This window comes from Halodesulfovibrio marinisediminis DSM 17456, from assembly GCF_900129975.1.
Classification (GTDB): domain Bacteria; phylum Desulfobacterota; class Desulfovibrionia; order Desulfovibrionales; family Desulfovibrionaceae; genus Halodesulfovibrio; species Halodesulfovibrio marinisediminis.
This window is the reverse complement of the sequence record NZ_FSRG01000003.1, coordinates 764598-777865: the sequence shown is the minus strand read 5'-3', so window position 1 is coordinate 777865 and position 13268 is coordinate 764598. Positions and strand designations below refer to the sequence as shown.

Here is a 13268-nt window from a genome sequence, read left to right as displayed (position 1 = left end):
TTTGCAAAATGTCACCGACGCTGCATAACGAGGATTGAATGGCGATTAAGACGTTTAAAGAAATTATGGATGAAGTGAAAGGTAAACCAATTCTGGTTGCCAACAGGGGCATTCCTGCCCGTCGTATTTGTCGCTCAATTCGTGAGCGTTTTGATGCTGTGGCTGTAATGACGGCTACAGATATCGACAAAACGTCTCCTGCCGCATCAGCCGCTCAAGAACTTCTTTTACTTGGTTCTGACCCTCGAGCGTACCTTGATATTGACAGAATTATTAGTCTGGCAAAAAAGCGCGGCGTGGTAGCTATTCACCCTGGTTGGGGCTTTGCCTCTGAAGACCACAGGTTCCCTACACGATGTGCCGAAGAAGGTATCATCTTTATTGGTTCCACAGCGGAATCCATGAACCTGCTTGGCAACAAAGTACAGGTTCGTGCTCTTGCACAAGAACTTGGTGTACCTGTTGTACCGGGTTCCGAGGGCGCTGTAGACATTCCAACCGCACGTGAATACTGCGAAAAGATCGGCTTCCCGATCATGCTCAAAGCAGAAGGCGGCGGTGGTGGTCGTGGTATTTTCTTAATCCAGAATCAGGATGAGCTTGAGAGTGCTTTTGTTAAAGCGTCCACAATGGCGCAGGCATCTTTCGGCAACCCGCGTCTGTACATTGAGAAGTTCTTAGCATCCGCGCGCCACATTGAAATTCAGGTAATCAGCGATAAATACGGCAACGTATTCGCATTTGACGAGCGCGATTGTAGTATTCAGCGTAACCATCAGAAGCTGGTAGAAATTACCCCATCTCCTTCTGAACTTATTACTCCAGAGTTACGTGAGCGTCTCAAAGGATATTCACGCAGTCTTGTTAAAGCTGTTGGATACGACTCTCTTGCTACGGTTGAATTCCTCGTAACTCCTGATGGCGAACCTTACCTCATTGAAGTTAACACCCGCCTGCAGGTTGAACACGGTATTACCGAAGTTCGTTACGGTATTGACCTTGTAGAAGAACAGATTGCAGTTGCATTCGGTGCAGAACTTCGTCTCAAAGAAGACGAATTCCCACCATCTCAGATGGCAATGCAGCTGCGTATTAACTGCGAAGATCCTCAGGATGATTTTGCACCAAACTGCGGTGTTGTATCCCGATACATTTCTCCTGGCGGTCCTGGCATCCGTATCGACTCTAACTTGTCTGCCGGTTACGATTTCCCATCTAACTACGACTCTGCAGGTGCTCTGCTTATTTCATACGGTCGTGGCTGGAAAAAAGTTCTGGGAACAATGGAGCGTGCGCTTAACGAATATTCCATTGGTGGTGTAAAAACTACCATTCCGTTCTTTAAGCAGGTTCTTCGTCACCCTAAATTCCAACAGGGTGATTTTGATACTAACTTTATTGGTAAAACTCCTGAGCTGCTTTGCTACACTGACCTTGCTCCAGAAGCAGAGCGTATTTCCAAGCTCATTGCAGAAATTTCTGCAAAGGGTTTCAACCAGCATGTTCAGCTTGGTGACTACCGTTCCAAGGACACACCACGAATTGGAGAGTTCAAACCGGTATTACCGAGCATTAGCTCCTCAATTCTGAAGGCAGCACCTGCTTATCCAAAGGACGACCGTAAGGCTCTGTTAGATTTTGTACGTGATACTGACTACGTACACTTCTGTGATACCACTCCTCGTGATATCACACAGTCTAACAGTGGCAACCGATTCCGCCTTGCAGAAGACAGAATCATCGGACCGTACCTTGATAACTGTGGATTCTTCTCTATTGAAAACGGTGGCGGGGCGCACTTCCATGTAGCAATGCTTGCAAACATGACATACCCGTTCACTGAAGCAAAAGAGTGGAACCAATTTGCTCCAAAGACACTCAAACAGATCCTCATCCGCTCAACTAACGTTTTAGGCTACAAACCACAGCCTAAGAACCTTATGAGAGCAACCGGTGAGATGATTTGTGATCACTACGATGTTATTAGATGCTTCGACTTCTTGAACCATATCGAGAACATGCGTCCATTCGCCGAAGTAGCTCTTAACCGTAAGGAAGTAGTCTTTGAACCAGCTATCTCTCTTTCATGGGCGAAAGGCTTTGATGTAAAGCATTACTTGCAGGTAACTGAATCTATTCTTGCTATGGTTGCAGACGTCGCAGGCGTCAGCACAAAAAAAGCTTCAGAACTGATCATCCTCGGCCTTAAAGACATGGCAGGCGTATGCCCACCACGCTTTATGACTGAGCTTGTAACTGCAATTCGCAAGCAGTGGCCTTCCCTTGTTGTTCATTGCCACAGACACTACACAGACGGTCTTTTTGTACCGACAGTAGGTGCTGCTGCAAAAGCTGGTGCACATATTGTTGATACCGGCATCGGTGCAGCTGTTCGTTGGTACGGACAAGGTGAAGTACTTTCTACTGCAGCATACATGGAAGAAGAGCTTGGACTTAAAACCAACCTCAATAAGGATATGATCCGCGAATGCAACTTCGCACTTAAGCAGATCATGCCTTACTACGATAAATATACTGCACCATTCTTCCAGGGAATTGATCACGATGTTATCCATCATGCAATGCCTGGCGGTGCAACGTCTTCCTCACAGGAAGGCGCATTAAAGCAGGGTTACATTCACCTGCTTCCTTACATGCTCAAGTTCCTTGCTGGTACCCGCAAAGTTGTACGTTACCATGACGTAACTCCAGGTTCCCAGATCACATGGAACACAGCGTTCCTTGCAGTAACTAACGCTTACAAACGTGGTGGCGAAGAAGAAGTTCGCTACTTGTTAGAAGTGCTTGAACACGTTACTAAATTCTCAGAAGAGGATTTAAGCGATGAAATGAAGGAAGCACGTCTTGCTATCTACCAAGATAGCAACGACGCATTCCGTGACCTGCTTCTCGGCAAATTTGGTAAACTTCCTCTTGGCTTCCCGGACAATTGGGTATACCAGAGCGCATTCGGTGAAGAAGAATGGAAACATGCTGTTGCAAACCGCACAGAAGTATCTCCATTGACAACATTAGAAGATGTTAACCTTGCTGCCGAGGAAGTTGATTTCATTAATCAGATTCGCCGTAAGCCTACGGATGAAGAATTCGTTATGTTCCTCAACCATCCGGCTGACGCACTCAAGACAATTCGATTCAAACGCGACTTTGGTAACCCGAACAATATTCCACTTGATGTTTGGTTCGAAGGTCTTGAAACCGGTCGAGAGTTGAACTTTGTAGACGATAATGCAAAGCCGCACTCCATGACCATTTTGCACGTCTCTGAACCTGCTAAAAATGGTAAATGTGTTGTACGCTATGTTCTCGACTCTGATATAATGAGCTTTGACGTTCAAGTTGAAACACCACATGAAGAGGAAAGCGCAGGAAGCGAAAAAGCTGACCCTAACAATCCACTTCATGTTGCAGCACCGTCAAATGGTGACCTCTGGGTAATGTATGTTAACCCGGGGGATGTAGTTAAAAAGGGCGAAGAGCTCTTCAACGTTTCCATTATGAAACAGGAAAAAGCAGTACTCAGTCCAGCTGATGCAATGGTTAAGCGTGTTCTGAAAACTGCTGACTACAAAGAAACCAAAGTGATGGTTCCGGTAAAAGAGGGCGACCTGCTTATCGAGCTTGGTCCAATCCCACGCCGTTGCGAGGCTTGCCAGAAGCCTCTCTCCGTGGAAGGCATGGCATTCTGCCCCTTCTGTGGTGAAAAACTGGAAGCGTAGATGGGTCTCATGCTTAGGCATGAGTAAGGATTAGAGAGTGTGGAGAGTCCCGCGAGGGACTCTCCATTAAATAACCCCCGTGTAGGTAAGGCCTATAAAAAAAGTTGTTTACTAAAATCTAATTCTAACGATGGGCGTAGAGTTTTACTCTGCAAGTTATAGTTTCCGGTTTTTTAAAGTGATAAGTCCTTCCAGGAGGAAAGACTGATGGCCAAGAAAAAGGCTGACGATTCCAAGAGTGTTAAAGCACAAGCGACTAAGATCCAAGAACTCAAAACCAAAATGGTTCTCACTGGCGCAGACATTGTAGCCATTGGCGAAGAAGCAGAACTTCTCGTTGGTGGTAAGAACTACAACACCGCTATTATTAGTCAGGTTGACGGTATTCGGGCCCCGCAATTTCGTGCAATCTCTTCCATAGCCTTCCACCAGCTTATGGATGAAACAAAAGTGAACGCATCACTTGTTCGCTCCATAGTTGACAAAGAGTACAACCGAATTGACTGGAATGATCCTGAAATCAACAAGGATCCTGAATTCTTGCAGAAGTTTGTACGAAATATCGCTAAAGAAATTCGTGCAGAAGCAGAAGCAGAAGCAGAAGGTACTGAAACTACCCTTAAAACAAGAACATTTGTAAACAACGTTGTTGAAGGTTTTGCAACTTCTCCGGAAGGCATTGACCAGCTCCGTAAACGTTCAGTTCTCGTTCAGGCTGGTATCCTTTCTGTTGAGTTACCTGAGAGTGTAACCGGTTGCGTACGCGATGCGTATAACGCAATTTGCAAAGAAGCAGGCCTTGAAGACGTTCCAGTAGCAGTTCGTTCATCAGCTGCAGGCGAAGACTCTCGCAAGAAAGCATTCGCAGGCCTTCAGGATACATACCTGAACATCGTTGGTGATAACAGATGTGTTGAAGCTTACCATTGGGACTGCGCATCTGCCTACAACCTTCGTTCAATGACCTACCGTCGTGAAGCTATTCTCGATGCTATGGCACGTGCTGAAGCAACCGGCGACGAATCTATTGCAATCAAAGCAAAAGAAGAATGGGCCATTGAAAACACTTCCCTTTCTGTTTGTATCATGCGCATGATCAACCCTGTTATTTCCGGTACTGCATTTTCTGCAGACACTGCAACAGGTTGCCGCGGCACAGACAGAAAAGACCTTGTTTCCATTGATGCCAGCTACGGTCTCGGCGAGGCAGTAGTAGGCGGTATGGTTACCCCAGACAAATTCTACGTGTTCCAGCGTGACGATAAACAGGAAGTTGTTATTCGTCAGATGGGCTGCAAAGACAAAAAAATTGTCTACGAAGAGAAGGGCGGCACCAAAATGGTGGACGTTCCAGATCTTGAAGCATTCCGCTGGTCACTTTCACTTGCACAGGCAGAAGAAGTTGCACGAGGCGTTCGTGGCATCTCCATTGCATACGGTGGAATGATCATGGATACAGAGTTCTGTATTGATGACGCTGACAGACTCTGGTTTGTGCAGGCTCGTCCTGAAACCCGTTGGAACGAAGAATTCGAACTTCATCCAGATACTATTTTCATGCGCCGTCTTGAGGTGGATGAAAAAGCAGCAGCGAATGCAGAAGTTATCTTGGAAGGTAACGGCGCATCCCGCGGCGCAGGTCAGGGACGTGTAAAATATCTCCGTTCAGCGCTCGAACTGAACAAAATTATCAAAGGCGACATCCTCGCAGCAGAGCGTACCGACCCTGACATGGTTCCGGGCATGCGTATCGCTTCTTCCATTCTTGCAGACGTTGGCGGTGACACAAGTCACGCTGCTATTACTTCCCGTGAGCTTGGAATTCCTGCAATTATCGGTATCCAGCGCCTTGAAGTTCTTCGCAACCTCGATGGTGAAGAAATCACTGTTGATGGTACTCGCGGCAAAGTATACCGCGGCCTTCTTCCTCTTAAAGAGGTTGGCGGCGAAATGGATATTGCGAAGCTTCCTGAGACAAAAACTAAAGTTGGCCTCATCCTTGCCGACGTAGGTCAGTCTCTCTTCCTTTCCAGACTGAGAAATGTAACCGATTTTGAAGTAGGTCTTCTCCGTGCAGAATTCATGCTTGGTAACATTTCCATTCACCCGAAAGCTCTTGAAGCATACGATTCCGGTGAACTCGACCGTGTTGTTGCAGACAAGGTTCACGAACTGGAAAGTCAGCTTACCAAAGTACTCCGTCAGCAGCTTGCTCTTGGTATTGTTGGTGTTGATTTCAACCTTCGTGAATACGTTGGTCATCTGACAGGCCTTTCCGAAGAAATTGAAAAACTCACTGAGAATGAACAGCCACGCGGTACTGACGAAGTTCTTGCTGTACACCGTCGTATGCGCGAGCTTGACCACAAGCTTGATGCCTACATGGAAACCGCAACCCGTCGTTTCGATATTCTCAAGACTTCCGAAAATCTTGAAGACCACGTATCCGCAGTGATGGGCTTCTCTGATGAACTGCTGAAACTCACTGGTAACGATCCTGAAACCACTCGTCGCAAAGCAGAAATTGATGCATCTGTAAAAGCGATCACAGCAAAAGCTGCAAACGACCCTGTCGTTATGGATGTAATCCAGAAAGTAAAACAGGTACGTGTTGAAGTTGCGCTGACTTCAGGTCTGGAAAAAGAAATCCGCGACATCCGCAATATTCCAGAAAAAATCCGCACCATCATTAAATCCCGTGGATACCGTTCCGGTAAAGAACATTACGTTCAGACACTGGCACAGGGACTCGCGCTGTTCGCAATGGCGTTCTACGGCAAAGACATTATCTACAGAACCACCGACTTTAAATCCAACGAGTACCGCAACCTTCTTGGTGGCTCACTGTTCGAACACTTCGAAGACAACCCAATGCTCGGTTACCGTGGTGTTTCCCGTAACCTTCACGATTGGGAAATCGAAGCATTCAAACTTGCTCGTGGCGTATACGGTGGAACCAACCTGCAGATCATGCTTCCGTTTGTACGTACTCTTGAAGAAGGTAGAGCAATGCGTCGCTACCTCGAACAGGTACACAAACTTAAGCGTGGTGAAGATGGTCTCAAAATCATCCTCATGTCTGAGATCCCAAGTAACGCTATTCTCGCAAAACAGTTCATTCAGGAATTCGATGGCTTCTCCATCGGCTCCAACGATATGACTCAGATGGTTCTGGCTACAGACCGAGACAACGCAAGTCTTTCTCACATCTACGATGAAGAAGATCCTGCAGTAGTCTGGGCAATTCTGTGCACCATCTTCACTGGTCAGAAATACGGTAAAAAAGTTGGCTTCTGCGGTCAGGGTGTTTCCAACAGCACCATCCTTCGCGGTCTTGTTGCTATCGCTGGTATCGTATCCGCATCCGTTGTGCCGGATACTTACTTCCAGACCAAGCATGACATGGCTGAAGTAGAGCAGGAAAACATTAAAACCGAACAGCTCGGCCAGTGGCTCGGCGATAAGTACCTCGAAAAAATTCGTGTTCTGTTGAACGAAAATGGATACGGACACATTCTTAAGAAGTACAAAAACGCTAAAGACCTTCTTGATTGGTACGAAGGTGAAATTGCTCGTCTGCATGAGCAGCTTCGTGAATCCATCGAAACTCCAAAAGAGAAATTCTACCGTCAGGAGCTTGAACAGTTCCGTGCTAAATTCCATAAGCCTGTAATCTATGCAGGTTGGGACTGGAAACAAACTGTTCTTGACGCTCTCCATCAGGCTGGTTTTGCTAACTTCGAAGAGCAGGCAGTTGCTCTCGAAGCACAGCGCAAAAAGAAGTGGTAGAGTAACGAGTTGTAACTAAAGTGTAGTGAAAGGGGCGTATGTGATACATACGCCCCTTTTTTTTCTTAAAAAAATACAAAACTCATTCTATTTCCACTTAATTAACGCGCTAAATTGCAAAGAAAAAGTGAAAAAAACTTCAAAAAAAACTTGAAAAACGACTAAACACCCAAAAACACCCCCCTAAGCCTCGTCTCTATCACCGCAACGTTTTATACTAATTGTTTTTTTTAAAGCCTCACAATTAAATTATTCAAAACTTTTTTTTCATAGCGAGTGAGAAAATTTTTGTACCAACAACATTCTCGCCAGAAGGCTAGGACTAAGCCATTAAACAAGTTTTGTATTACCTCAGTGGAATAACAGATCAACATTTGTCAAAAATTAAGGTGCAATGCTGTTTCCTATAGCAACACCACTGAGAACATTAAGTCATAAAAAAAGTGAGTCCGTTGTATACGAACTCACTTGAATATGTCTTGCATTCCGCAGCAAAGCTGCGTAGCAAAACCTAAGCAAAGCTTGAGGTTGTGCTACTTTTTCTTCTTTTTCTTTTTAGAAGGAGTAGCCTTTTTACTCTTAGCTTTCGGCTTGGCATTTTCACGTTTTTCAGCACGGGCTGCACGCTGAGCTTTTTTTTCAGCCTTAGCTTTTTTTACTTCTTCATCGATTCGGGCAAATTCTTCTGGATCCATTGCATGCTCTGAAAATGCGTGCCAGATTTTATCAACCCCTAATCCTGTTGAAGCCGAAGAAATGATAGGTTTAATTCCACCAAGAAGTTTTGCCCATTCATTTTGTTTTGCCACGCGTTCACTTTGCTTGCACTTATCACCTTTAGTAAGGATCGGAATAAGCGGCAGATCAATTTGACGCGCGTAACTTGTAAGCTCAATATCAATCTGCTGTGGTGGAACGCGACTATCAATCAAAACGGCCAGTGCTTTAAGACCGGGAGTAGAAATCAAATATTTATTAATGAGTTCTGCCCACTTTTGACGATCTGCCTTGGAAACTTTTGCATAACCATAACCTGGAAGATCTACCAAATAATACTGCCACGGTTCAACACGGTAAAAGTTAATAGATTGAGTTTTACCTGGAGTAGAACTGGTACGTGCAAGATTCTTTCGTCCTGCCAAGGCATTAATTAAAGAGGACTTACCAACGTTGGAGCGTCCTGCGAGAGCAATTTGCGGCACATCAACTTCTTGAAGTTGTTCTAGCGTATATATAGTGTCTTCTAAAATAAGATTTGGTTGCATGAGAGGCCTTTGGTAATAGTGAATAAAGGCAACGCCAAGCTTGACAACAAGCGGCGCTTCGGAAAATATTACCCGTTTGTTTCCACCATTCCTAATGGTATAAAAGCAATGTGTAAAGACAAAGGGAGTACGCATGGCCGGTTACAACATTTTGATTCTTAATGGTCCAAATTTAGGAGCACTAGGAAAACGTCAGCCGGAAATTTATGGCACTAACACCATGGATATTTTACCTGAACTTTTGCTACAAGTTCTTGGTGAAAACTCTAAGCGCGTTTCCCTTGAATTTTATCAAAACAATTCAGAAGGCAAACTGATTGATCGTATTGAGCAAGCAAAAGAAGAGGGCATTGATGGCATTGTACTTAATGCCGGTGCCTATACTCACACCAGCCTTGCACTAGCAGATTGCCTAGCCTGGATTGAATTGCCGGTGGTCGAGGTGCATTTAAGCAATGTACTTGCCCGCTCCGAACCATTAAGGCAGAAAAGTTTTATTGGTCGACATGCTATTGGTGTTATTGCAGGTTTCGGCATGATGAGTTACGCACTAGCCGTGCAGGCTCTGTTTCAGCACCTAGAATATTAGATTTAATTTTCCGTTTATCTATCGGAACTACTTGGAGGAACATATGTTCTCAACCACTGATTTTAAACGTGGTCTTAAAATTCTTTTGGACGGCACCCCATACGAAATTGTTGAATTCCAGCATTTCAAACCGGGTAAAGGCGGCGCGATGATTCGCACCAAACTTCGTAACCTTCTTACTGGTCGCGTAGTTGATAACACCTTCCGTTCCGGTGAAAAAGTTGGCCGTCCAGATATTGAGCATTCTGCAATGCAGTACCTCTACATGGAAGGCGACAACTTGGTTCTGATGGATCTTAGCTCCTACGAACAGCATTACATGAGCACCGAAAAATCTGATGGTGCGGAAAACTTCCTTAAAGACGGTCAGGAAGTAAAAGTAATGCTCTACAATGGTGAACCGCTTACACTCGAACTTCCTGCAGCTCTTGTATTTGAAGTAACTCACACTGAGCCGGGTGCAAAAGGCGACACCGTTTCCAACGTTACTAAACCAGCAACCATCGAAACCGGTCTGGAAGTAAACGTTCCTTTGTTCATCAACATTGGTGACAAAATCAAAATTGATACTCGCACCCGTGAGTACCTTGGTCGCGAAAACTCCTAAGTTTCGCATCCAACTGTATAAAAAAACGCGCTTTATTTTAAGCGCGTTTTTTTTATGCTATTTTACATGTGAAAAAAGTTGTTCATATCAATACATTGAAAAAATCTGCTGTTGATTGCATTCCGTAATATGACTACAGTACACCAAGGTTATCAGATTCTAGACAAACTAGCAGGTTAGCTCGTCTATCTATATCTGATATGGTTTCATTATGATCTGCTATTAATTGGAAGTACTCCTACTGGAGGATGGTATTACGAATACGCAACGTATAACTCGCGAACTTTTTTCTTTATTCATCACGTTCTGGGGCACCTTGCTTACTATCAGCCTAATGACGTTTAGTCAGGCTGACCCAAGCCTCAACCATATTGTAAGTTCGCCTAAGTCTATTCATAACGCTGCAGGGCTCTTCGGTGCATATCTTTCAGGACTCCTTGTAGATATGTTCGGTCTAGCCTCGTATCTTTTAGCACTCGGATTTCTTGCATCCGGTATCCGCTGCTTTTTTGCTAAAATTAATATTGAGTGGTGGCGCTGGATCGGTCTGTCCTTATTTGGAATTAGTATCTGTTCATTCAGCTCCGCCGTACCGCTTACCATTGGAGAAATCCAAGGTGGCGGCCTACTGGGTGACGTGCTCTTCGGAGTCAACTGGTATTACTTACGACCAATCGGCAGCACATTACTTTGGATTTTTGTAACGCTGTGTTCCATCCAACTTATTATGGGTGGCACATGGTCCGGGCTCTTCGCATGGCTTAAAGAACACATTGGTGACGCCAAGAAGCCGTTATTCAAAAAAACAATTTCAACAAAGAAAAAGCCTAAAGCAAAAAAATCTTCACAAGTAAGCAAAGAGAAAAAAGCACGACGCTCACTCTTTAGCAAAAAAACTGAAGAACCAGATACAGCATTACCTGCACTGGATATTCCAGAAGAATCTCATCAACCAGAAATATGGGATGAAATTGCTGCCCCACAGGAAGCTATCCCTGCTGAATTCAGTTCAGTAATTATTGATGAACCAGTGAAATCCTCTGGAGAAGAAGCTTCTCTGATCGGGGAGGGTAATCCTTTTGAAAATGATCTGGACTTTCCAGAGGTCAAACGAACTACCGCTAAAAAAAGCAAAAAAGTATTTTTGCCTAAACTTGATTTATTCACCAACAGTGACGATGAAATAGAAACAACTCCCCGTGAAGTTTTGGAGACAAAAGGCCGTCTTGTTATGGAATGCCTTGAGGACTTCAATGTTCACGGCGAACTGCAACGCATCACTCCGGGCCCAGTTGTCACTATGTTCGAAGTAAAACCGGCACCTGGAGTTAAGGTAAGTAAAATTGCAAACTTATCTAACGACATTGCCATGGCACTGAGTGCTGTATCTGTTCGTATTCAGGCGCCAATCCCCGGAAAAGACACTGTCGGTATTGAAATTCCAAATGAGATCAGGGAACTAGTTTCTCTGAAAGAACTCTTTGCTTCTGATACTTTTGTCAGCTCTAAAGATCCTCTCACACTGGCCATTGGTAAGGATATCTCAGGCATTCCTTTCACCTCTGACTTAGCCAAAATGCCGCACCTGCTTGTCGCTGGTGCAACGGGTCAGGGTAAAAGTGTTTTCATCAACTCTGTGTTAATGAGTTTGCTATTCAAAACGACACCGGAGTCATTGCAATTACTGCTTATTGACCCAAAACGAATTGAACTTGCAGTCTATGCAGATCTGCCACACTTGGTTCATCCAGTTGTTACTGATATGTCGCAAGCAAAAAATGCTTTGGACTGGGCAGTTCATGAAATGGACAAACGTTACGAAGCAATGTCCCGCATGGGAGTACGTAACATCATAAGTTACAACACAAAACTTAAGCAAATGGGCGACGATAAACCTGAGAACTTGATAGACTTGCAACCAATTCCATACATGGTAATAATAATCGATGAACTTGCAGACCTGATGCTGACCGCAGCTAAAGAGGTTGAAACTAGTATTGTTCGACTTGCTCAGCTTGCCCGAGCAGCAGGTATTCATCTTATTCTTGCAACACAGCGCCCAAGTGTTGATGTTGTAACTGGTTTAATTAAAGCAAACTTCCCATGTCGTATCTCATTTCAGGTTACAGGCAAGCATGACTCTCGAACCATTCTTGATACGGTCGGAGCAGAACACTTGCTTGGAAAAGGCGATATGCTTTTCAAACCGGGTGGCGGTCGACTCACTCGAATGCATGGTGCCTTTGTAAGTGATGATGATGTAATGGCTGTAGTTTCCCACTGGAAAAAACAACTGCCACCAGCATACAAGGTGGATTTTGTAGAATGGGCAACGGAAGGAACAGGTAATGTATCAGGATCAATGAACGGTGGCGGTGGAAACAACGGTACCGCAGATGATCCTCTTTATGCTGAATGCGTCGCATTTGTTATCGAAAATGGCAAAGCATCTATCTCACTTATTCAACGCAGATTTAGAATCGGCTTTAACAAAGCAGCCCGTTTTGTAGAACAAATGGAACAAGACGGCATAGTTGGACCGGCAGATGGCAGCAAGCCACGCGCTGTGCTTGCCAAAAAAGAGCAACCAACCGGATAAAGTAGGATACAATATGAATCGTAAACTTACAGCAGTGATGCTGAGTTGTTGTCTTCTTTTTACCTTCGCAAGTACTGCAAATGCAGGACTTGAAATTCTCACAAAAACATACGGAAATGCACAGACCGTAACAGCAGACTTTGTGCAGACACTTATTCATAAAGATAGTGGTGGAAAAGAAGTTCGTACTGGCAACTTTGTTATCAAACGCCCAGAACTAGTACGCTGGGTAACAAGCAAGCCTTTCAACGAACTGCTTATTGTAAACAAAGATGCTGTCTGGAATTACCTTGAAGATGAAGAAGTAGTATATAAATACCCACGCGACGTAGCAGAAGAAAGCCAAAATGCATTAAGTTTTCTTCTCGGTGATGCAAAGGTTGATAATAATTTCTACGTAGAAGATGGGGAAACAAAAGGAAAGTACCTTCTTTTTCCTAAAGAACCAACAGCAAACCTGACTGAAGCAGAGTTATGGCTTGATGAATCATCAGGGATCATTACTCGGCTCAGAATCATCGACTTTTATGGAAACGTGAATGACATAACCTTTAAAAATGTTCAGTTTAATAAGTCGATAAACAACCTTGTCTTCAACTTCACTCCACCTAACGGAGTAGAGGTGGAAGACAACACCAAAAAATAAAAAAAAGCGAGTGGAATTCCACTCGCTTTTTTT

7 protein-coding genes are annotated in these 13268 nt (G+C 44.4%); 6 read left to right on the top strand and 1 reads right to left on the bottom strand.

The genetic code is table 11. The features are described 5' to 3' along the window. Window positions 1–38 precede the first annotated feature (38 nt). Both BUR09_RS03740 and BUR09_RS03735 read left to right on the top strand, forming a co-directional pair. Entirely contained in the window at window positions 39–3740 is a 3702-nt protein-coding gene (locus tag BUR09_RS03740) for a pyruvate carboxylase (RefSeq protein WP_074215590.1), read from the top strand. A 207-nt stretch (window positions 3741–3947) separates the two neighbouring features. After that, window positions 3948–7529, top strand: coding sequence for a PEP/pyruvate-binding domain-containing protein (locus BUR09_RS03735; protein ID WP_074215589.1), 3582 nt, complete (start codon window positions 3948–3950; stop codon window positions 7527–7529). A gap of 533 nt (window positions 7530–8062) precedes the next feature. Here the strand turns inward: BUR09_RS03735 and yihA are convergent. After that, a complete protein-coding gene (yihA, locus tag BUR09_RS03730) occupies window positions 8063–8794 on the bottom strand; it encodes a ribosome biogenesis GTP-binding protein YihA/YsxC (RefSeq protein ID WP_084539336.1) in 732 nt (243 codons plus the stop codon). Window positions 8795–8927: 133 nt separating this feature from the next. Between yihA and BUR09_RS03725 the strand changes: the two genes are divergently transcribed. The 4 genes from BUR09_RS03725 to lolA all read left to right on the top strand — a co-directional run bounded on the left by BUR09_RS03725 (window position 8928) and on the right by lolA (window position 13235). Then, window positions 8928–9383 carry a type II 3-dehydroquinate dehydratase gene (locus tag BUR09_RS03725; RefSeq protein WP_074215587.1) on the top strand — a complete coding sequence of 152 codons (456 nt, stop codon included), beginning with the start codon at window positions 8928–8930 and terminating at the stop codon, window positions 9381–9383. Window positions 9384–9426: 43 nt separating this feature from the next. Then, window positions 9427–9990, top strand: coding sequence for an elongation factor P (gene efp / locus BUR09_RS03720; protein WP_074215586.1), 564 nt, complete (start codon window positions 9427–9429; stop codon window positions 9988–9990). A 226-nt stretch (window positions 9991–10216) separates the two neighbouring features. Continuing rightward, entirely contained in the window at window positions 10217–12589 is a 2373-nt protein-coding gene (locus BUR09_RS03715; RefSeq protein WP_074215585.1) for a DNA translocase FtsK, read from the top strand. 13 nt (window positions 12590–12602) lie between these two features. Next, window positions 12603–13235: an outer membrane lipoprotein chaperone LolA gene (lolA, locus tag BUR09_RS03710; protein ID WP_074215584.1), complete on the top strand. Its 633-nt coding sequence runs from the start codon at window positions 12603–12605 to the stop codon at window positions 13233–13235. Window positions 13236–13268 lie beyond the last annotated feature (33 nt).

Excerpts from the sequence above, each read along its gene's own strand:
- BUR09_RS03740 (WP_074215590.1), top strand. The coding sequence starts at position 39 with ATGGCGATTAAGACGTTTAAAGAAATTATGGATGAAGTGAAAGGTAAA.
- BUR09_RS03735 (WP_074215589.1), top strand. The coding sequence starts at position 3,948 with ATGGCCAAGAAAAAGGCTGACGATTCCAAGAGTGTTAAAGCACAAGCG.
- yihA (WP_084539336.1), bottom strand. The coding sequence starts at position 8,794 with ATGCAACCAAATCTTATTTTAGAAGACACTATATATACGCTAGAACAA.
- BUR09_RS03725 (WP_074215587.1), top strand. The coding sequence starts at position 8,928 with ATGGCCGGTTACAACATTTTGATTCTTAATGGTCCAAATTTAGGAGCA.
- efp (WP_074215586.1), top strand. The coding sequence starts at position 9,427 with ATGTTCTCAACCACTGATTTTAAACGTGGTCTTAAAATTCTTTTGGAC.
- lolA (WP_074215584.1), top strand. The coding sequence starts at position 12,603 with ATGAATCGTAAACTTACAGCAGTGATGCTGAGTTGTTGTCTTCTTTTT.